17 protein-coding genes are annotated in these 19,580 nt (G+C 63.3%); 10 read left to right on the forward strand and 7 right to left on the reverse strand.

The genetic code is table 11. The features are described from left to right. Positions 1 to 58: 58 nt before the first annotated feature. The 5 genes from AC07T0_RS14795 to AC07T0_RS14815 form a co-directional block, all read right to left on the reverse strand. Positions 59 to 973 carry a LysR substrate-binding domain-containing protein gene (locus tag AC07T0_RS14795; protein ID WP_495001888.1) on the reverse strand — a complete coding sequence of 305 codons (915 nt, stop codon included), beginning with the start codon at positions 971 to 973 and terminating at the stop codon, positions 59 to 61. 185 nt (positions 974 to 1,158) lie between these two features. Continuing rightward, the gene (locus tag AC07T0_RS14800) at positions 1,159 to 2,454 is read right to left on the reverse strand and encodes a dicarboxylate/amino acid:cation symporter (RefSeq protein ID WP_495001889.1); all 1,296 of its coding nucleotides are present in this window, start codon (positions 2,452 to 2,454) and stop codon (positions 1,159 to 1,161) included. Positions 2,455 to 2,557: 103 nt separating this feature from the next. After that, on the reverse strand, positions 2,558 to 3,433 hold the full coding sequence (locus AC07T0_RS14805; RefSeq protein WP_495001890.1) for an alpha/beta fold hydrolase: 876 nt from the start codon (positions 3,431 to 3,433) through the stop codon (positions 2,558 to 2,560). 197 nt (positions 3,434 to 3,630) lie between these two features. Then, positions 3,631 to 4,572: a DUF3829 domain-containing protein gene (locus AC07T0_RS14810; protein ID WP_495001891.1), complete on the reverse strand. Its 942-nt coding sequence runs from the start codon at positions 4,570 to 4,572 to the stop codon at positions 3,631 to 3,633. Next, complete coding sequence (locus AC07T0_RS14815; protein ID WP_495001892.1) at positions 4,572 to 6,209, reverse strand: J domain-containing protein; 1,638 nt, start codon at positions 6,207 to 6,209, stop codon at positions 4,572 to 4,574. The genes AC07T0_RS14810 and AC07T0_RS14815 overlap by 1 nt, the downstream gene beginning before the upstream one ends. Positions 6,210 to 6,445: 236 nt before the next feature. Between AC07T0_RS14815 and AC07T0_RS14820 the strand changes: the two genes are divergently transcribed. The 6 genes from AC07T0_RS14820 to AC07T0_RS14845 all read left to right on the forward strand — a co-directional run bounded on the left by AC07T0_RS14820 (position 6,446) and on the right by AC07T0_RS14845 (position 13,435). After that, entirely contained in the window at positions 6,446 to 7,462 is a 1,017-nt protein-coding gene (locus AC07T0_RS14820; protein WP_495001893.1) for an AraC family transcriptional regulator, read from the forward strand. Positions 7,463 to 7,704: 242 nt separating this feature from the next. Continuing rightward, the gene (locus AC07T0_RS14825; RefSeq protein ID WP_495001894.1) at positions 7,705 to 9,351 is read left to right on the forward strand and encodes an AMP-binding protein; all 1,647 of its coding nucleotides are present in this window, start codon (positions 7,705 to 7,707) and stop codon (positions 9,349 to 9,351) included. 189 nt (positions 9,352 to 9,540) lie between these two features. Continuing rightward, entirely contained in the window at positions 9,541 to 10,308 is a 768-nt protein-coding gene (locus AC07T0_RS14830; RefSeq protein WP_495001895.1) for an SDR family NAD(P)-dependent oxidoreductase, read from the forward strand. A gap of 11 nt (positions 10,309 to 10,319) precedes the next feature. Then, positions 10,320 to 11,510, forward strand: a complete 1,191-nt coding sequence (locus AC07T0_RS14835; RefSeq protein ID WP_495001896.1) for an acetyl-CoA C-acyltransferase — start codon at positions 10,320 to 10,322, stop codon at positions 11,508 to 11,510. Positions 11,511 to 11,518: 8 nt separating this feature from the next. Next, a complete protein-coding gene (locus tag AC07T0_RS14840; RefSeq protein ID WP_495001897.1) occupies positions 11,519 to 12,646 on the forward strand; it encodes an acyl-CoA dehydrogenase in 1,128 nt (375 codons plus the stop codon). 15 nt (positions 12,647 to 12,661) lie between these two features. Continuing rightward, positions 12,662 to 13,435, forward strand: a complete 774-nt coding sequence (locus tag AC07T0_RS14845) for an enoyl-CoA hydratase (RefSeq protein WP_495001898.1) — start codon at positions 12,662 to 12,664, stop codon at positions 13,433 to 13,435. A 147-nt stretch (positions 13,436 to 13,582) separates the two neighbouring features. Here AC07T0_RS14845 and AC07T0_RS14850 read toward each other — a convergent pair whose 3' ends face one another. Together AC07T0_RS14850 and AC07T0_RS14855 are read right to left on the reverse strand one after the other, a co-directional pair. After that, entirely contained in the window at positions 13,583 to 14,734 is a 1,152-nt protein-coding gene (locus AC07T0_RS14850; RefSeq protein WP_495001899.1) for an acyl-CoA dehydrogenase family protein, read from the reverse strand. A gap of 3 nt (positions 14,735 to 14,737) precedes the next feature. Further along, complete coding sequence (locus AC07T0_RS14855) at positions 14,738 to 15,844, reverse strand: enoyl-CoA hydratase/isomerase family protein (protein ID WP_495001900.1); 1,107 nt, start codon at positions 15,842 to 15,844, stop codon at positions 14,738 to 14,740. A 494-nt stretch (positions 15,845 to 16,338) separates the two neighbouring features. Here AC07T0_RS14855 and AC07T0_RS14860 point away from each other — a divergent pair, with 494 nt between their 5' ends. The 4 genes from AC07T0_RS14860 to AC07T0_RS14875 all read left to right on the forward strand — a co-directional run bounded on the left by AC07T0_RS14860 (position 16,339) and on the right by AC07T0_RS14875 (position 19,568). Next, positions 16,339 to 17,118, forward strand: coding sequence for a transporter substrate-binding domain-containing protein (locus tag AC07T0_RS14860; RefSeq protein ID WP_495001901.1), 780 nt, complete (start codon positions 16,339 to 16,341; stop codon positions 17,116 to 17,118). 76 nt (positions 17,119 to 17,194) lie between these two features. Further along, positions 17,195 to 17,920, forward strand: coding sequence for an ABC transporter permease (locus AC07T0_RS14865; RefSeq protein ID WP_495001902.1), 726 nt, complete (start codon positions 17,195 to 17,197; stop codon positions 17,918 to 17,920). Beyond that, positions 17,917 to 18,627, forward strand: coding sequence for an ABC transporter permease (locus AC07T0_RS14870; protein ID WP_495001903.1), 711 nt, complete (start codon positions 17,917 to 17,919; stop codon positions 18,625 to 18,627). The genes AC07T0_RS14865 and AC07T0_RS14870 overlap by 4 nt, the downstream gene beginning before the upstream one ends. 179 nt (positions 18,628 to 18,806) lie before the next feature. Then, on the forward strand, positions 18,807 to 19,568 hold the full coding sequence (locus AC07T0_RS14875) for an ABC transporter ATP-binding protein (protein ID WP_495001904.1): 762 nt from the start codon (positions 18,807 to 18,809) through the stop codon (positions 19,566 to 19,568). Positions 19,569 to 19,580 lie beyond the last annotated feature (12 nt).

Below are 19,580 nucleotides of genomic sequence, written 5' to 3' on the forward strand. Positions count from 1 at the left end.
CCCCCCCCCCCCCCCCCCCCCCCCCACACGGGGTTCATGTGGTGAGTTCCGGAGCTGGCTAGATAGACAACTGTCGAAAGTGCTCCTGCAAAAACTCCACGCAGACCCGCAATTTACCCGAGTACGCCAGCCGTGTCGGGTACACCGCCCAGACATTCGCACTCTGGGTATAGTCGTGCAGCACCCGCACCAGTCGACCCTGTTCCAGCAGCGGTTTGACGTCCCACAGTGAGCGCAGCAGGATGCCGCGTCCGTCCAGTGCCCATTGCAAAACAATCTCACCGCTGTTGGACGATAACGGTCCGCGCACCCGCACACTGTCCTGGTTGCCGTCGCGCTCCAGGTTCCAGATGCCGAAGGCGTTGTCGCGCTCCTTGAGCACCAGACAATCGTGTTGCTCCAGGTCGCTCAGTTGCTGAGGCGTACCACGCCGCTCCAGGTAGGCCGGTGCCGCGCACAGTACCCGGCGATTGCTCACCAGGCGCCGACCGATATGCTGGCCGGGGATGTCGTCGCCCACGCGGATCTCCAGGTCGAAACCCTCGCTGACGATGTCCACCACGCGGTCGAACAGGTCCAGGCGGATCTCCAGGTCCGGGTAACGCTCGGCCAGCAACGACAGCGCCGGAGCCACGTGATTGCGTCCGAAACCAAAGCTGCTGCACAGGTGCAGGCGGCCGCTGGGGCTGTCGTGGGCTTCGCAGAGTTCGTCGTTGAGTTGCTGGAAGTCTTCGAGAATGCGCACCGCCCAGCGTTGTACCCGTTCACCGTCCTCGGTCAGGGCGATACGTCGGCTGGTGCGGTGCAGCAAGCGGGTGGCAAGGGTGGTTTCGAGAATCTGGATACGTTTGCTGACGTAGGCAGGCGATAGTCCCAGTTCATCGGCGGCAGCGGCAAAGCCGGCCTTGCGGATGACGGTCAGGAATACGCGCAGGTCTTCGGGCAGGGGCACGGTGTCTTTCTTTTGGCTCATGGGCGAAGCAACGAACATTGGCGGCAGGAGCCGCCAGAATAGCATTGGATGAGTAGGGCGAAGCACTGCCGTGCCCTCCTGTAGGAGCGAGCTTGCTCGCGATGGTGGCCGAGACACCGCTGGGTATCAGGCTCCCCGCGTTATCGTTGCTGACCATCGCGAGCAAGCTCGCTCCTACAGGGTGTTTAGGGTTGTGTGGCATCGGCCGTCTGGGCCTTGCGCCCACGCTTGAGGGCAATCGGCGCCATCTTGCTGCGGTCCAGTTCGCCTTCCCAGGCCGCCACCACCAGCGAGGCGACGGCGTTGCCGATGATATTGGTCAGGGAGCGACACTCGGCCATGAACCGGTCCACCCCGAGGATCAGCACCATCGCCGCCACCGGCACGGTCGGCACTACCGCCAGGCTCGCGGCCAGGGCGACAAACCCCGCACCGACCACCGCACCGGCGCCCTTGGAGGTGAGCATGGTCACCGCGAGCAAGGTCAACTGCTGTTCCAGGGTCAGGTCGATATTGGTTGCCTGGGCCAGGAACAGCACCGCCAGGGTCATGTAGATATTGGTGCCGTCGAGGTTGAAGGTGTAGCCGGTCGGCACCACGATGCCCACCACGCCTTTGGAACAGCCCAGGCTTTCCAACTTTTGGATAAGCTGCGGCAGGGCCGACTCCGAGGAACTGGTGCCGAGCACGATCAGCAGTTCCGACTTGATGTAGCCCAGCAGGCGGAAGATGCTGAAACCGGCATAACGGGCGATGCTGCCCAAGACGCAGGTGACGAAGATGAAGGCAGTCAGGTAGAAGGTGCCGACCAGCTTCATCAGCGGCAGCAGCGAGCCCAGGCCGTACTTGCCGATGGTAAAGGCCATCGCGCCAAACGCGCCGATCGGCGCCACCCGGGCAATCATGCCGACAATGCGGAAAAATACTTCGCTGGCCTGGTGAACCACACCGACCAATGGGCGGGCCTTTTCACCGACCATCACCAGCGCCAGGCCGAACAGGATCGAGACGAACAGCACCGGCAGAATCTCGCCCTGGGAGAAGGCGTCGAAGAAGGTGGTGGGGATCACATGCAGGAGGAAGCCGGTGATGCCTTCGCCATGCTGGGCCTGGCCGACAAAACCGGCGATGGCGGCGCTGTCGAGGGTTTTCACGTCGACATTGAAACCCGCACCCGGATGCAGTACATGGGCCGCCAGCAGGCCGATCGCCAGCGCGAAGGTGGAGACGATTTCGAAGTACAGCAGGGCCTTGCCGCCGACCCGCCCGACCTGTTTCACGTCGTGCATGCTGGTGATGCCGGAGACCACGGTGCAGAAGATGATCGGGCCGATGATCATCTTGATCAGCTTGATAAAACCGTCGCCCAGGGGCTTGAGGTCGATGCCGGTCTGCGGCCAGTGGTTGCCGATCAGCACCCCCAGCACAATGGCGATGACCACCTGGACATACAGGGTTCCCAGCAGTTTGCGGATTGTCATTGTTATTATCTCGTCACGGTTTTTGGGCAAGCCGATCCCGTTATGGGCGGCTTGCGCCAGCCCACTGGGGGAAGGGTGGATCAGGTCCTTTGAGTCAGGCTGTTCAGCGCAGGAAGGTCAGGACTTCGCCGAGCAGCTGTTCCGGGATCTCTTCGGCCAGGTAGTGCCCGCCGGGCAGGGCCTTGCCGCGCACATCGGTGGCGACCTGTTGCCATTCGCGCAGTGGATCGAAGCAGCGACCGACAGTGCCTTCGGCGCCCCAGAGCACCAGCAGCGGCCTATTCAGCTTGCGTCCGGCCTCGATGTCGGCGCGGTCGTGTTCCAGGTCGACGCTGGCGCTGGCGCGGTAGTCTTCACAGATGCCGCGCGCGCTACCGGGCAGGCTGATGCAGCGCAGGTATTCGCTGAAGGCTTCGTCGGTAAAGGGCTTGAGGCCGGCACTGCGACTGCCCATCACACTGCGCAGGTATTGTTCCGGGTTGGCTTCGATCAGGGTTTCCGGCAAGGGGGCCGGGCGGATCAGGAAGAACCAGTGCCAGTAGGCACGGGCAAAGGCTTCGTCGGTCTGGGCGTACATCGACAGGGTCGGGGCGATATCCAGCAACACCATGCGTTGCACGATCGCCGGGTGGTCGAGGGCCAGGCGATGGGCCACGCGGGCCCCGCGGTCGTGGGCCAGGACCGAGAACTCGCTGAAACCCAGGGCCTTCATCAGGGCCACGCCGTCACGCCCCATCTCGCGCTTGGAGTAGTTCAGATGCTGCTCGTCGGCCGCTGGCCGGGCGCTGTCGCCATAGCCGCGCAGGTCGGCGGCGACCACGGTGAAGTGCTTGGCCAGCTCGCCGGCGATCTTGTGCCAGATGACATGCGTCTGCGGGTGGCCGTGCAGCAGGAGCAGGCCCGGCCCGCTGCCGCCGATGCGGTAGGCAATGTCCACACCGTTGACGTGGCGCTGGTCTTTCTGGAATCCGGCGAACATGGAATGACTCCTTATGATTGTTGCGTACATCCTAAGACCCACAGCGCGCAGGGCAAGGCGCAAAGCGTGGTGCGCCTGTTCATGAAGTGTGTTGTTGGACAGGTTAGGTCATTGCGCGGCGATGACTTCACGCTTTCATCCGAGGAACCGCCACGCCGACCGTCGCCCTGGTTGCTGTGGCGGTTTCGAACCGAGGGCTAGAAATCGACATCCGCCCGATTGTTGTAGCGGTCCAGCAGGACATCGTAGCGGTGGGTCACGTTCCAGAAGTCGTCGCTTAGCACTTGCGGTTCGGCTTGGTTACGCCAGTCCGTCGCCAGTTGCTCGAGGGCCGCCTGGTAACGCTGTGCAGGCTGTTCCAGCAAGGACCACAGCTCCTGAACCGGGCCTCGGCGGTGATTGCTGGGGAGGCTGTCGAGATAGCTCTCGCCGGCTTGTCTGGCCTGGCGCACAGTCTCGCTGGTAGCGCTCAGCAGGGGCAGGTCCAACTGCTGGCTATCGGCGGCTTCGGTCAGGCGGTTCACACTCTGCCGGGCCTGAATCATGTAGTTCAACAGGTGCCAGTGAAGGTCATGGCCCAATCGCAGCTCCAACTGTTTGAGCTGTTTCGCGCGTAGTGCGAGATCGAGCCATTCGAGTTCGTGGCGCAGCGCGTTGGAGGCCGGTAGAAACGCTTCGATCTTTCCATCATAGTATTTCTCATGGACGTTCCAGCCGAGTTTGGCGCTCGCCGGAGAATCGCGTTGTAGTTCCTGGTGACGTTCCAGTACATCGGCGAGTGTCGAGGTATAGCGATCCACCACCGGCCCTAGCTGCTGCGTACCTTTGAGTAGATTGACCTTTAAGGCGATGGCCGGCTTGCAGATGTCATGTCGTATCGCGTTGAGATCATGGCGTTGCAAGTAGAGGAAGTCACCGCTGTTATTGGTGGTCTGAGGCACTCGGTCGAGCCGCCAGGACACATCGGCAACGTTGATGCATTTGATCAACGGCCGCAGTGCATTGGCCTCGGCGATTTCCTCGCTGCTTTGGCGGTCGAGCCAAAGGCCGAAGCGGCTCTGCTGCTGTTCGGTACCGATGGCCACATAGATCAGGCCGATCAGCACCACGCCGAAGGTAAGAAACCAGCGTCTGTCCATCAGTGGGACTCCTTGCCGTACCATTGTTCCTGGGTCGCCGGCGGGCGGCAGTCTTCGACGCTGGCGGGTATTCGACTGCACAGGCGTTCGGGCCAAGGTTGCAGGCCCTGGTTGCGCCCGGCGACGGTCAGGCCGTGAGCGGCATACAGTGCCAGGGTGCCCAGGGTGACGCTCAGTATCAGACCCCAGGCCAGCCACCAGGAAGTCGGGCGGGCCGAGGCTGTCTTCGGGGTGGCGCGGCTTTTAGCGGGGCGGTCGAGCCAGGCCATCCCCAGCATCGCGCCACCGTAGGCAAGCAGCGGGACGATACCGAAGCAGGCGCCAATGACACCGGCCACCATCCAGCAGGGCAGCAGCTCACGCAGTATCAGTGGCGGCGGGCGGCGCGGGCTGAGTCTTGCCGACAGGCGCTGGCTCAGGCGTTGGTCGAGCGTCCACAGGGTGTCGGCGATACCGGGCCAGTACAACAACAGGATGCCGTTCAGCCCGCAGAGCAGCAGCGACCAGAGCACAATGGCGCTGGCGGTTTCGTTCAGCCCGCTGCCCGGCAGCAGCTTGTGCTGCACCGCCGCCACGCCGCCGGCCAGCATCACGGCGGCAAAGCCGAGCCAACCGGTACCAGGAGACTCCCATTCGCGCCAGAAAAAGGCATCGGCACCGGGCAGCAGGCTTTGCAGTCGTGGATGGCTGGCTTGTATCGATCGGGCCAGTTGATGGCAGGCCTGCCAGTCTTCTTTATGGAAGCGGCGAGAGAAGCCGTGGCGCTGGGCCAGGGTCATATCGGCAAACAACAGCTGTGCGACCCGGTTGTCGGGGGTGTCCGGCGGCAGGTCGAGACGGTGTTGCTGGTTGGACAGGAAGGTTTCGCTGCGGCTGCGCTCCAGCAGGCGTGTCCAGTAGGGCTCCGGGCAGTTCGGCGTGAAGCTGCCGGTGTTCCAGTGATTGAGCTTGCAGACGGAGTTGAACAGCTTGGCCGACCAGAACGGGCTTTCCAGCAGCAACTTCGCCAGCAGCGCATTGAGGCGCTCCCGCTGCCCCAGGCTCTTGAGCCAATCGAGCTGCTCCAGGTTGTAGTATTCGCGCCAGAACCCTTCGATATCCCCGCGCCCGAGCAGGTCCGCCAGGGGCTCTTCGAAGTTTTTGAACAGCCGTCGATCGAGTTCAAGCAACGTGTGTCGCGGCAAGTCGTTGCGTTGCCAGGGGCTCAGCCACTTGAAATGTTCCAACCCCCAGTGGGCGAGGGCCCGGAAGTCCTGCCCGGGTTCCAGGCAGCGCAGCAGCAGTTGTTCCTCGAACTCGCGCTGACAGTAATAGACGAGCGCCCGGGAAAAACGCTCGTCGAGCAAGGCCGGGGTGATGCCTTCGAGCAATTCGCTGGCGACCCGTTGCGCAGCGCTGGGGCCCGCGGGAGCAGGGGACAGGCCGGTTTCGCTGGTATACAGAACCGGTTCGACGACAGCTGCCGGCTCCGACGCCTGCGCGTTCCAGTCGAGGGCCTGCTCGTAGGCTTCGCGTAGCCGCTGGAAGCCCTCCGGGTCGTCGTCCGGGCGGGTCTGTTTGAGCAGGGTCGCGTATTGGCGCTTGATGCCGCGGGTATCGGTGTCCGCTGACAGCCTGAGAATTTCCCAGCAACTCATCGATCAGCCACCAAAAATGGCAGGGGTACAGGAGGGGTGCCACTGTGCAAAGCCATTCCTACGACCATACTGAATAAAGCTCCCTGAAAAGGCGGTTCCGCACTGGCCGCGGATCATAACAAAGCCAAGGCTATCGGTGCTGCTGAGGATTTTATGAGGGGTTCACGCTGGCTTTTTGTTCGGCGCTGCCTAAGATGGCCGTCACAAGGATCAGCACAAGGCTTGAGCGACAGCCAATGTTGGAAAAAGACACCATCTCCATCCCGCTGGTGCGTGAGGCACTGTTGCAGAGTTGCGCCCCGGGAGCGGCCACCGAGGAGGTCCTGAACAAGGTCGGGATTGCCACGCACTTGCTGGAGCAGCCCGATGCCCGCGTACCGGCCAGTGATTACGCCCGGCTGTGGCGACTGTTGGCGCGGCGCAACGATGACGAGTTCTTTGGCATGGACCCGCGCAAGCTGCGCTCCGGCAGTTTCACCTACCTGTGTCGCGCCGGCATGGCGCAGCCGACGGTGGCGGCCGGGCTGGACTCGGTGCTGGGTTTCCTCTCGTTGATGCTCGAGCGCCTGCCGGCCCAATTGGTGCACCGGCAAAGCCTGGCGGAAATCGTCCTGCTGGAACCGCAAGGGCAGGGGCGGCGGCCGTTTACCTACTTCGCCTACTGGATGATCGTGCATGGCGTGGCTTGCTGGCTGGCCGGGCGGCGTATCCCGATCCTGGCCATCGAGCTGCGCTGTGCCGAGCCGGATTACTGCGAGGACTATCGGGTGATGTTTTCCGAGAACCTGCGCTTCGACCGGCCACGCACGCGGATGATTTTTTCCGCCGACTGCCTGGACCTGCCGATCAAGCGCAGTGCCGAGGAGTTGCAACGCTTTTTGGCGCTGGCGCCGGCCAATATCCTGGTCAAGTACCGCGATGCCCAGAGCCTGGCCAGCCGCATCAAGCTGGACCTGCGGCAACTGCCGGCCGAAGAGTGGCCGGAAACCGAAGGACTGGCCGTGCAATTGTGCATGTCGGCCTCGACCCTGCGGCGGCGGCTGGCGGAAGAAGGGCAGACCTACCAGGGTCTCAAGGACAGCGTGCGCAAGGAGTGGGCGATTGCCTGGCTGGCGGAGCCGTCGATCAGCTTTGCCGAGATCGCCACCCGGCTGGGCTTTGCCGATGCCAGTTCGTTCTACAAGGCCTTTCGCAAATGGTCTGGGTCCAACCCGGGGCATTACCGCAGCCTGATTCTCAACGAGGCGCACTAGGCCTTCTTGGTCCGGCTTGCTGGCGATGACGTCCGGATGGGCTGCGCAAGGCTCAAGGGCCTCTTCGCGGGCAAGCTCCGCTCCCACGACACACGCCGGCCCCTACAGGTCGAGGCCGCTTATTGGCCAAACCAGTCAATCAGGTTGAAAGCTTTGACCATTGTCCCAAGTCCCTGACAGCGCGACTATTTCCAGGATTTTTCTACGGTTCCTTCCAATAACAAGACCGAGAGATTCTGGACATGCGCGACTATCAGACCGCCACCGCGGACTTCGATTATCAGCAAGCAGCCCAAACGGGCCTCAAAGGGACTTTGACGGCGCTCAACGCCTGTGTCGAATGCTGCGACCGGCATGCCTTGCCGGGGCGTATCGCGCTGTTCTGGGAGGGCCGCGATGGCAGTAGCGCGGTTTACACGTTCAGCGAGTTGCAGGACCAGGCCGCGCGTTTCGCCAACTTTCTGCTGGCCCAAGGCGTGCGCCGTGGCGACAAGGTTGCCGCGCTGTTGCCGCGCAATGTCGAACTCTTGATCGCGCTGTTCGCCACCTGGCGTATCGGCGCCGTCTACCAGCCACTGTTCACCGCCTTCGGCCCCAAGGCCATCGAGCACCGCCTGGGCAGCTCCGGCGCCAAGCTGGTGGTCACCGACGCGGTCAATCGGGAAAAACTCAGCGAAGTCGCCGACTGCCCGGCCATTGTCACGGTCGGCGGCGCCAAGGGCCAGGGCATCGTACGCGGCGATTTCAGCTTCTGGGCCGAACTGGACAACTACCCGGCCTACTGCGAGCCAGTGCTGCTCACGGGCGAGGACCCCTTTCTGCTGATGTTCACCTCGGGCACCACGGGGCCGGCGAAACCTCTGGAAGTACCGCTCAAGGCGATCATCGCATTCCAGAATTACACCCGCGACGCGGTCGACCTGCGCCCTGACGACGCATTCTGGAACGTTGCCGATCCGGGGTGGGCCTACGGCCTGTACTTCGGTATCACCGGGCCGCTGGGCACGGGCCACCCGATCACCTTCTACGATGGCCCGTTCACGGTGGAAAGCACCTGCCGGATCATCGAGAAATACGGCATCACCAACCTCACCGGATCGCCCACGGCCTACCGCCTGCTGATTGCCGCCGGCGATGCCTTCGCCAGCAAGGTCAAGGGCCGCCTGCGGGTGGTCAGCAGTGCCGGCGAACCACTGAACCCGGAAGTGATCCGCTGGTTCGCCGACAACCTGGGAGTGACCATTCTCGATCACTACGGCCAGACCGAAATGGGCATGGTGCTGTGCAACCACCATGGCCTTGAGCATCCGGTGCATGTCGGCTCGGCGGGGTTCGCCTCGCCGGGGCATCGCATCGTGGTGCTGGATGAGCAGCAGCGGGAGTTGGCGGTCGGGCAGCCGGGGATTCTCGCGCTGGATCGCTCCCAGTCGCCGATGTTCTGGTTCAACGGTTACCAGGGCTTCGAGACCACGGCCTTTGTCGGCCAGTACTACCTCAGCGGCGACACCGTGGAACTGAATAGCGACGGCAGCATCAGCTTTGTAGGGCGTAGCGATGATGTGATTACCACTTCGGGTTATCGGGTCGGCCCGTTCGATGTCGAAAGCGCCCTGGTGGAGCATCCGGCGGTGGTGGAGGCGGCGGTGGTCGGCAAGCCTTGCCCGGAACGCACCGAGGTGGTGAAGGCCTTTGTCGTGCTTGGTGCGCGCTACCGTGCCGAGCCGCAGTTGGCCGAGGAATTGCGCCAGTATGTGCGCAAGCGCCTGGCGGCCCATGCCTACCCCCGGGAAATCGAATTCGTCGACGAGTTGCCCAAGACCCCGAGCGGCAAGTTGCAACGTTTTATCTTGCGTAATCAGGAGATCGCCAAGGCCCAGGCCGCGACCTGAATAGACGAACCCTTTGTAGGAGCCGGCTTGCCGGCGATGGCGGCCGGACAGGCGATGCAAGGCTTGCGGGCCTCATCGCTGGCAAGCCCGCTCTGACAAAGGCTGGGTACGAAGACAGTTTGGCGGAGCGCCTACAGGGGATCGCGTCGGTCATCAGAATCACTTACGGTTTTAACGAAGGACAGTGCAATGGACATTAAAGACAAGGCTTTCATGGTCAGCGGTGGGGCTTCCGGCCTCGGTGCGGCCACCGCTGAAATGCTGGTGGCTGCCGGCGCCAAGGTGATGCTGGTGGACCTCAATGCCGAGTCCGTCGCCGCCCAGGCGCAAAAGCTCGGCGCGCAAGCCCGCAGCGTGGTCGCGGACATCACCCAGGAAGCCCAGGCCCAGGCGGCGGTACAGGCCGCGGTCGAGGCCTTTGGCGGTCTCCACGGCCTGGTCAACTGTGCCGGCATCGTGCGTGGCGAGAAGATCCTCGGCAAGAACGGCCCGCACCTGCTGGAAAGCTTCAGCCAGGTGATCAACGTCAACCTGATCGGCAGCTTCAACCTGCTGCGCCTGGCCGCCGCCGCCATTGCCGAAACCGAAGCGAATGCCGACGGCGAGCGTGGGGTGATCATCAATACCGCTTCCGCCGCCGCCTATGATGGCCAGATTGGCCAGGCCGCCTACGCCGCCTCCAAGGGCGCCATCGTCAGCCTGACCCTGCCGGCCGCCCGCGAGCTGGCTCGCTTCGGCATTCGGGTGATGACCATCGCCCCGGGCATTTTCGAAACCCCGATGATGGCCGGCATGAGCCCGGAAGTCCGCGCCTCGCTTGCGGCCGGCGTACCGTTCCCTGCGCGCCTGGGCAAACCCAGCGAGTACGCCGCGCTGGTGCGGCATATCATTGAAAACAGCATGCTCAACGGCGAGGTGATCCGTCTCGACGGCGCCTTGCGCATGGCCGCGAAATAGGAGAATCGATCATGACTGCCAACGACCCCATTGTTATCGTCAGTGCCGTGCGCACCCCCATGGGCGGCTTCCAGGGCGACCTGAAAAGCCTCAGCGCGCCGCAATTGGGCGCCGCCGTGATCCGTGCCGCCGTCGAGCGTGCCGAACTGGCGCCGGGCGAAGTCGAGCACGTGCTGTTCGGCTGCGTGCTGTCCGCCGGCCTCGGTCAGGCCCCGGCTCGCCAGGCGGCCCTTGGCGCCGGGTTGGACAAGTCCACCCGCTGCACCACCCTGAACAAGATGTGCGGCTCTGGCATGGAAGCGACCATCCTCGCCCACGACATGCTCGTGGCCGGCAGCGCCGAAGTGGTGGTGGCCGGCGGCATGGAAAGCATGTCCAACGCGCCCTACCTGCTGGACCGCGCTCGTAGCGGCTACCGCATGGGCCATGGCCAGGTGCTCGACCATATGTTTCTCGACGGCCTTGAGGATGCCTACGACAAGGGCCGCCTGATGGGCACCTTCGCCGAGGATTGCGCCGAAACCCACGGTTTCAGCCGCGAAACCCAGGATGCCTTTGCCGTGGCGTCCCTGACCCGTGCCCAGGAAGCTATCCGCGAGGGCCGCTTCCGCGCGGAAATCGTGCCGCTGACGGTCACCGTGGGCAAGGAGCAGCGGTTGATCAGCGACGACGAACAGCCACCCAAGGCCAAGCTGGACAAGATTGCCAGCCTGAAGCCGGCGTTCCGCCAGGGGGGCACGGTTACGGCGGCGAACTCCAGTTCGATTTCCGACGGTGCGGCGGCGCTGGTGCTGATGCGCCAGTCCGAAGCGCAGAAGCGTGGCCTCACGCCCCTGGCGGTGATTCGCGGGCATGCGGCGTTTGCCGATACCCCGGGCCTGTTCCCGGTGGCCCCGGTGGGTGCGATCGAGAAACTGATGAAGAAAACCGGCTGGTCCCTGGACCAGGTCGACCGTTTTGAAATCAATGAAGCCTTCGCCGTGGTTACCCTGGTGACCATGCAAAAGCTGGAGCTGCACCACGACAAGGTCAACGTCCACGGCGGCGCCTGTGCCCTGGGCCATCCGATCGGTGCGTCCGGCGCGCGGATTCTGGTCAGCCTGCTCTCGGCCCTGCGCCAGAAAGGCCTGAAGCGCGGTGTCGCGGCCATTTGCATCGGCGGCGGTGAAGCCACGGCCATGGCCGTCGAGTGCCTGTACTAGGAGTTGCCATGTTACCCAGCGATGAGCAAAAACAGATTGCCGAAGCGGCCCGGGACTTTGCCCAGGAACGCTTGAAACCCTTCGCCGCCGAGTGGGACCGCGAGCACCGCTTTCCGAAAGAGGCCATCGGCGAAATGGCCGGGCTGGGCTTTTTCGGCATGCTGGTCCCGGAGCAGTGGGGCGGCTGCGACACCGGCTACCTGGCCTATGCCATGGCCCTGGAGGAAATCGCCGCCGGCGACGGCGCCTGCTCGACCATCATGAGCGTGCACAACTCGGTCGGTTGTGTACCGATCCTCAAGTTTGGTACTGAAGAGCAGAAAGCCCGTTTCCTGCCGCCACTGGCCAGCGGTGCGATGCTCGGCGCCTTCGCCCTGACCGAACCCCAGGCCGGCTCTGATGCCAGCGGCCTGAAGACCCGGGCAAAGCTCGTGGGCGACCACTACGTGCTCAACGGCTGCAAGCAGTTCATCACCTCCGGGCAGAACGCCGGGGTGGTGATCGTCTTCGCAGTGACCGATCCGGACGCTGGCAAGCGCGGTATCAGTGCTTTTATCGTGCCCACCGACTCGCCGGGCTACATCGTTGCCCGGGTTGAGGACAAGCTCGGCCAGCATGCCTCCGACACCTGCCAGATCCTCTTCGAGGAGGTGAAGGTGCCGGTGGCCAACCGTCTGGGCGAGGAGGGCGAGGGCTACCGCATCGCCTTGGCCAACCTGGAAGGCGGACGGGTCGGCATCGCCGCGCAATCGGTGGGCATGGCCCGGGCCGCCTTCGAGGCTGCCCGCGATTATGCCCGCGAGCGGGAAAGCTTCGGCAAGGCGCTGATCGAGCACCAGGCCGTGGCCTTCCGCCTGGCGGACATGGCCACCCAGATCGCCGTGGCCCGGCAGATGGTGCACTACGCGGCGGCGCTGCGTGACAGCGGTAAGCCGGCGTTGGTGGAAGCCTCCATGGCCAAGCTGTTCGCTTCGGAAATGGCTGAGCGAGTCTGCTCGCAAGCCTTGCAAACCCTGGGCGGCTATGGCTATTTGAGCGACTTCCCGCTGGAGCGGATCTATCGCGACGTGCGGGTCTGCCAGATTTACGAAGGCACCAGCGACATTCAGCGCATGGTCATTTCGCGCAACCTGTGATCAAGGAATCTATCGATGAGTTATGAAACCATTCTGCTGGACATCAAGGACCGTGTCGGCCTGATTACCCTGAACCGCCCGCAGGCGCTCAACGCCCTGAACGCCCAGATCATCGGCGAATTGAACCAGGCGCTGGACGCACTGGAAGCCGATCCGAACATTGGTTGCATCGTGCTGACCGGCTCGAAAAAAGCCTTTGCGGCGGGCGCTGATATCAAGGAAATGGCCGAGCTGACTTATCCGCAGATCTACCTGGACGATCTGTTCAGCGACAGCGACCGGGTAGCCAACCGGCGCAAGCCGATTATCGCCGCGGTGTCCGGTTTTGCCTTGGGCGGCGGCTGTGAGCTGGCCCTGATGTGCGACTTTATCCTGGCCGGCGACAACGCCAAGTTCGGCCAGCCGGAAATCAACCTCGGCGTGCTGCCGGGCATGGGCGGCACCCAGCGCCTGACCCGTGCGGTGGGCAAGGCCAAGGCCATGGAAATGTGCCTGACCGGGCGCTTTATCGATGCCGTGGAAGCCGAGCGTTGCGGGATTGTGGCGCGGATTGTGCCGACCGATGAACTGCTTGAGGAAGCGCTGAAGGTCGCGGCGTTGATTGCCGGTAAATCGGTGCCGATCAGCATGATGGTCAAGGAAAGCGTCAACCGCGCGTTCGAGGTCAGCCTGTCGGAAGGTGTGCGTTTCGAGCGCCGGGTGTTCCATGCGGCGTTTGCCACCCTGGATCAGAAGGAAGGCATGGCGGCGTTTATTGCCAAGCGTGAGGCGCAGTTCAAGGATCAGTAAGTTCTGCGTTGATTGTTGGATCGCCATCGCCGGCAAGCCGGCTCCCACAAGGTATCGGTTGGCCACTAATCAGTGGTCCAACCACAACCCTGTGGGAGCTGGCTTGCCGGCGATGGCGTCCGCAAGCCCGCTACAAATCTTGCTGTCTTACACGAGGTAATGCCGTAACTCCCGCGCAATCAGCATCCGCTGGATCTCGCTCGACCCCTCATAGATCTGCGTGATCCGCGCATCCCGGTAATACCGCTCCACCGGATAATCTTCCAGATAGCCGTACCCCCCATGAATCTGCATGGCCGAGGAGCAGACCTTCTCGGCCATTTCCGAGGCGAACAGCTTGGCCTGTGAAGCTTCCGACAGGCATGGCTGGCCGGCACTGCGCAGGCGCGCCGCATGCAGGATCAGCAGGCGTGCGGCATTGATCCGGGTGTGCATGTCGGCCAGCAGGTTGGCGATGCTCTGGTGCTCGATAATCGGTTTGTCGAACTGCACCCGCTCGCGGGCATAGGCCAGCGCCGCTTCGAACGCCGCACGGGCGATCCCCAGTGCCTGGGCGGCGATCCCGATGCGTCCGCCTTCCAGGTTCGACAAGGCAATCGCCAGGCCCTTGCCGCGTTCGCCCAGCAGGTTGGCCTCGGGCACGCGGCACTGGTTGAGGGTTACCGCGCAGGTGTCGGAGGCGCGAATGCCCATCTTGTGTTCGGTACGGTCGACGATAAAGCCCGGCGTATCAGTGGGCACCAGGAACGCCGAGAGGCCTTTCTTGCCCAGATTGGGATCGGTGACGGCAAAGACAATCGCCAGTTCGGCGCGCTTGCCGTTGCTGACGAACTGCTTGGCGCCATTGATGATCCACTCGCCGTCCTTCAGTTCGGCGCGGGTTCGCAGGTTGTGGGCTTCGGAACCGGCCTGGGGTTCGGTCAGGCAGAAGCAGCCGATGGCCTGGCCCGTGGCGAGCCGTTCCAGCCAGGTTTCCTTCTGGGCCTGGCTACCGTAGTTGAGGACCGGCCCGCAGCCGACCGAGTTATGAATGCTCATCAGCGCGCCGGTGGCGCCGTCACCGGCGGAAATTTCTTCCACGGCCAGGGCGTAGGCCACGTAATCGACATAGGTGCCGCCCCATTCTTCGGGGACCACCATGCCCAGCAGGCCCAACTCGCCCATCTTGGCGACCAGGCCGTCATCGATCCAACCGGCCTTTTCCCAGGCCTGGGCGTGGGGCGCGATCTCGCCACGGGCAAAGTCCCGGGCCATATCGCGGATCATCACTTGTTCTTCGCTCAGTTCGATATCGTGCATGGTTCAGTTCCTGCTCGCGTCGAGGCCATGGAAAAAGCTGGCGACATGCTCGGCATCCAGTTCGCGCAGGGTCGCGGGGTTCCAGCGTGGGTGCTTGTCCTTGTCGATCAGCAGGGCGCGCACGCCTTCCATCAGGTCACCGCGGTCGAACCACTGGCGATCCAGGTGCAGCTCCAGGGCGAAGCAGTCTTCCAGGGCCAGATGGCGGCCGCGCCGGAGCATTTCCAGGGTCACGGCCATGGCCAGGGGCGAGCGGGTCTCCAGCAGGTCGGCGGTTTCCCGGGCCCACTCATGGCTGTCGGCGACGGTGACTTCGCGCAGTTGCTCGACCATGCTCGGGACATCCGGCAGGGCGAAGAAGTGGTCGATGGCCGGGCGCAATGCGTCCAGCGGCGCCTCGGGCAGGGTTTGCACGGCGAGTTTCGCCAGCAGGCCCTGGAGGTCCTTGAGCGGCGTTTCATGCCATTGCAACCGGTCGAGGCGCTCATCCAGTTGCGCCAGTTTGTCGCTGGTCAGGTACCAGTCGGCCAGACCGCAGTAGAGGGCATCGGCCGCGCGGATCTGCACGCCGCTGACCCCCAGGTAGATGCCCAGCTCGCCGGGAATGCGCGGCAGGAAATGACTACCGCCGACATCCGGGAAATAGCCGATGGCAACTTCCGGCATGGCCAGTCGGCTGCGCTCGGTGACCACTCGCAGGTCGGCGCCTTGCACCAGGCCCATGCCGCCGCCGAGGACAAAGCCGTCCATCAGCGCCAGTATCGGTTTGCGGTAGTGGTGGATGGCCAGGTCCAGGGCGTATTCCTCGACGAAAAAGTCTTGGTGCAGGCGCCCGCCGCTCTGGTAGCTGTCATACAGCGAACGGATATCGCCGCCGGCACAGAAGGCCCGCTCGCCGGCCCCGCGCAAGACCACCGCGTGTACCTGCGGGTCGTGGGCCCAGGCATCGAGCTGCTGCTGCAGGGCGCGGATCATGTCCAGGGTGAGGGCGTTGAGGCCGGCGGGGCGGTTGAGGGTCAGGTGACCGATATGGTTGCGCACGTCGGCCAGGACGTCGGCGTCCGGGACGTCGAGGTCCTGGGTGGCGGAGGATGAAACCCGAGCAGTCATCACTAACTCCCTGCTTTTATTGTCTTTTTGGTGTGTTCGGCGGGCGAACGATGCCCGATCGTAACAGTGCAAATTTGCCCTGTACAACCGGAATAATCGCAGGTCGAGTCTGCATTTTTGCCTGGGCGCGCTGCGAGCACCTATGCCGTCTCTAGACCTTAGCCGTGCCTGGACTGCAAAGCGAATTATGGCCGCGCTGCGCGGAGTGTCGCGACAGGATCGGCTGTGGCCGCTTCGTCACGGGCTTTTTCCGGCTGTTTTGGCGCGGTCTTACGACACCCGCTCGGTTCTTCGAGTTGGCATTCTGGCCTCCTTGCGCTGACGTTCCCGCGAACGCTCGCAAGAGGACGGGCCCCGATCCTTAAAGGCGTGGGCTCATTCAATAACAATAAGAACGATAGCGCGGCATTGGCCGCCCATTCTCTGCCCCTGTCCAAAAGTGTGCCGGCATCCGCTCGCACACGATAACTTCAAATAAATCCGGGACTCTGAAGATGACTCATACATGGCTGACCTTACCTGTACTGGCATTGGCGCTTTGCTGCGGCGGCGCAAGCGCCAAGGAGTGGAAAGAACTGCGCTTCGGCACCAATCCGTCTTACCCGCCGTTTGAATCCAGCACCGCCGACGGTGGCGTGGAGGGTTTCGGTATCGACCTGGGCAATGCCATCTGCGCCGAGCTGAAGCTCAAGTGCGTCTGGGTCAGTAATGACTTCGACGGCCTGATCCCGGCACTCAAGGCCGGCAAGTTCGACGCCATCGAGTCGTCGATGACCGTCACCGAGCCGCGCAAGAAGCAGATCGACTTCACTGATCGGCTCTACGCCGGCCCGACCGCCATCGTCACCCGCAAGGACGCGGGGCTGCAACCGACCGCCGAATCCTTGAAGGGCAAGACCATCGGCTATATGCAGGGGACCATCCAGGAGGCCTATGCCAAGGCACGCCTGGCACCAGGCGGGGTGAAGATCCGCGCCTACCAGAATCAGGACCAGGTCTATGCCGATCTGGTCTACGGGCGTCTCGACGGTTCGATCCAGGACAAGCTGCAGGCAGAAATGAGTTTCCTCAAGTCGCCCCAGGGCGCGGCCTTCCAGAACAGCGCGGGGATCACTGATCCGCTGATCCCGATGGACATCGCCATCGGTGTGCGCCAGGGCAATGACGAGCTCAAGGGCATGCTCAACAGCGCAATCAAGGCGCTGCATGAGAAGGGCATCTACGCCCAGCTGCAGAAGAAATACTTCGGCGACCTGGACCTCTACAACAACTGATCCCGGCTCCCACGCCCCCCGTACGGTCCCTGGCCGTGCGGCGCCGGGGCGTGGCGCTGGAAGACGGGTGATCGATGTGACGACCTTTCTAGAATTCTTCGGCCTGGCTGCTTCCGGCCTGCAGGGCTATGGCCCACTGCTGCTGCATGGGGTGTGGGTCACCGCCAAGCTCTCGGCGTTGTCGCTGTTGGTGAGCATGGCCCTGGGCTTGCTTGGCGCCACGGCCAGGCTTTCGCCGCTGCGGCTGTTCAATCTGCCGGCGACCCTCTACACCACGCTGATTCGCGGTATTCCGGACCTGGTGCTGATGCTGCTGATTTTCTACAGCCTGCAAGGCTGGCTTAGCCATCTGACCGAGGCCATGGACTGGCCCTACGTGGAAATCGATCCCTTCGTGGCGGGGGTCGTGACCCTGGGCTTCATCTACGGCGCGTATTTCACCGAGACCTTCCGTGGCGCCATCCTGAGCATTCCCCATGGCCAGACCGAGGCCGCCACCGCCTATGGGCTGAGCGCCTGGCAGCGGTTCCGCTGCGTGGTCTTCCCGCAGATGATGCGCTTCGCCCTGCCGAGCCTGGGCAATAACTGGCTGGTATTGCTCAAGGCCACGGCGCTGGTGTCGATCATCGGCCTCGCCGATCTGGTCAAGGTTGCCCAGGATGCCGGTAAAAGTACCTTCAACATGATGTATTTCCTGGTGCTGGCGGCGTTGCTCTACCTGCTGATCACCAGTGCCTCGAACTACGTGTTGCGTTGCCTGGAGCGACGTTTCAACCTCGGTGTGCGGGAGTCGGCGCGATGATCGAGTTGTTCCGGGAATACTGGCAACCCTTCCTGTTCACTGACGGCGAGGGCCTGACTGGCCTGGCCATGACCCTATGGCTGTTGTGCGCGAGCATCGGCATCGGGTTTGTCCTGTCGCTGCCATTGGCGCTGTTGCGGGTGTCGCGCAACCTGCTGTTGCGCTGGCCGGTGCAGTTCTTCACCTATGTCTTTCGCGGCACACCGCTCTATATCCAGTTGTTGATCTGCTACAGCGGGATCTACGGCATGGCGGTGGTGCGTGAGCAGCCCTTGCTGGAAGCCTTCTTCCGCGACGCGATGAACTGCACCTTGCTGGCGTTCGTGCTCAACACCTGTGCCTACACCGTGGAGATTTTCGCCGGGGCGATTCGCAGCATTCCCTACGGTGAAATCGAGGCGGCTCACGCCTATGGCCTGAGTGGCTGGCGCCTGGCCGTGCGCTTGATCCTGCCCTCGGCATTGCGCCGGGCACTGCCGTACTACAGCAATGAAGTGATCCTGATGTTGCATGCCACATCGGTGGCCTTTACCGCCACCATCCCGGACATCCTCAAGGTCGCCCGGGATGCCAATTCCGCGACCTTCATGACCTTCCAGGCCTTCGGGATTGCCGGGTTGCTCTACCTGGGCCTGTCCTTCGGCCTGGTGGGTATGTTCCGCCTGGCGGAACGACGCTGGCTGGGCTTCCTCGGCCCGGCGCACTGAACCCAATCCATCTTGTAAACAGCGCACAACCTGTAGGTGCCGGCTTGCCGGCTTGCCGGCGATGAGGCCGGTGAGGCCGGTGAGGCCAGCGTTGAATTCGAGGACGCAATCGCCGGCAAGCCGGCTCCTACAGGGGGCGTGTTTCTCCCCTTTTTCCAGGGCTTGCCCCGGGAGCTTCCATGTACAAATTGAATATCGAAAACCTCTACAAGCGCTTCGGCGATAACGAAGTCCTCAAGGGCGTGTCGCTGCAGGCCCGCTCCGGCGATGTGGTGAGCATGATCGGCGCCAGCGGCTCGGGTAAAAGCACCATGCTGCGCTGTATCAATTTCCTTGAGCGGGCCGACGAAGGCCGCATCGAACTGGACGGCGAACTGATCGCCACCCATCCGGCCCCGGGCGGGATGAAGGTCACCAGTCCGGCGCAGTTGCAGCGCCTGCGCACCCGCCTGGCCATGGTCTTCCAGCATTTCAACCTGTGGAGCCATCTGACGGTGCTCGAGAACATTGTCATGGCGCCGTGCCGGGTGCTGGGCGTGGCGCGCAAGGACGCCGAGGAGCGGGCCCGCGCCTATCTCGACAAAGTCGGCTTGCCCCAGCGGGTGGCCGGGCAGCATCCGGCGTTTCTCTCCGGCGGCCAGCAGCAGCGCGTGGCGATTGCCCGGGCCTTGGCCATGGAGCCGCAGATCCTGCTGTTCGACGAGCCGACTTCCGCGCTCGATCCGGAGCTGGTGGGCGAGGTCTTGAAAGTGATTCAGGCGCTGGCCGAGGAAGGTCGTACAATGCTCATGGTAACGCACGAGATGGGCTTTGCCCGGCAGGTCTCCAGCCAGGTGCTGTTTCTCCATCAAGGTCGGGTCGAAGAGCAGGGCAGTGCCCAGATGCTCGATGATCCGCAAAGCGAGCGTCTACAACAGTTTCTTTCTGGCCGTTTGAAGTGAGGCAAGCCATTT

This window comes from Pseudomonas sp. GW821-FHT04D07 (genome assembly GCF_059420225.1).

What these genes read in the sequence shown, in the direction of transcription:
- AC07T0_RS14795 (WP_495001888.1), bottom strand. Translation starts at nt 973, where the DNA reads ATGAGCCAAAAGAAAGACACCGTGCCCCTGCCCGAAGACCTGCGCGTA.
- AC07T0_RS14800 (WP_495001889.1), bottom strand. Translation starts at nt 2,454, where the DNA reads ATGACAATCCGCAAACTGCTGGGAACCCTGTATGTCCAGGTGGTCATC.
- AC07T0_RS14805 (WP_495001890.1), bottom strand. Translation starts at nt 3,433, where the DNA reads ATGTTCGCCGGATTCCAGAAAGACCAGCGCCACGTCAACGGTGTGGAC.
- AC07T0_RS14810 (WP_495001891.1), bottom strand. Translation starts at nt 4,572, where the DNA reads ATGGACAGACGCTGGTTTCTTACCTTCGGCGTGGTGCTGATCGGCCTG.
- AC07T0_RS14815 (WP_495001892.1), bottom strand. Translation starts at nt 6,209, where the DNA reads ATGAGTTGCTGGGAAATTCTCAGGCTGTCAGCGGACACCGATACCCGC.
- AC07T0_RS14820 (WP_495001893.1), top strand. Translation starts at nt 6,446, where the DNA reads ATGTTGGAAAAAGACACCATCTCCATCCCGCTGGTGCGTGAGGCACTG.
- AC07T0_RS14825 (WP_495001894.1), top strand. Translation starts at nt 7,705, where the DNA reads ATGCGCGACTATCAGACCGCCACCGCGGACTTCGATTATCAGCAAGCA.
- AC07T0_RS14830 (WP_495001895.1), top strand. Translation starts at nt 9,541, where the DNA reads ATGGACATTAAAGACAAGGCTTTCATGGTCAGCGGTGGGGCTTCCGGC.
- AC07T0_RS14835 (WP_495001896.1), top strand. Translation starts at nt 10,320, where the DNA reads ATGACTGCCAACGACCCCATTGTTATCGTCAGTGCCGTGCGCACCCCC.
- AC07T0_RS14840 (WP_495001897.1), top strand. Translation starts at nt 11,519, where the DNA reads ATGTTACCCAGCGATGAGCAAAAACAGATTGCCGAAGCGGCCCGGGAC.
- AC07T0_RS14845 (WP_495001898.1), top strand. Translation starts at nt 12,662, where the DNA reads ATGAGTTATGAAACCATTCTGCTGGACATCAAGGACCGTGTCGGCCTG.
- AC07T0_RS14850 (WP_495001899.1), bottom strand. Translation starts at nt 14,734, where the DNA reads ATGCACGATATCGAACTGAGCGAAGAACAAGTGATGATCCGCGATATG.
- AC07T0_RS14855 (WP_495001900.1), bottom strand. Translation starts at nt 15,844, where the DNA reads ATGACTGCTCGGGTTTCATCCTCCGCCACCCAGGACCTCGACGTCCCG.
- AC07T0_RS14860 (WP_495001901.1), top strand. Translation starts at nt 16,339, where the DNA reads ATGACTCATACATGGCTGACCTTACCTGTACTGGCATTGGCGCTTTGC.
- AC07T0_RS14870 (WP_495001903.1), top strand. Translation starts at nt 17,917, where the DNA reads ATGATCGAGTTGTTCCGGGAATACTGGCAACCCTTCCTGTTCACTGAC.
- AC07T0_RS14875 (WP_495001904.1), top strand. Translation starts at nt 18,807, where the DNA reads ATGTACAAATTGAATATCGAAAACCTCTACAAGCGCTTCGGCGATAAC.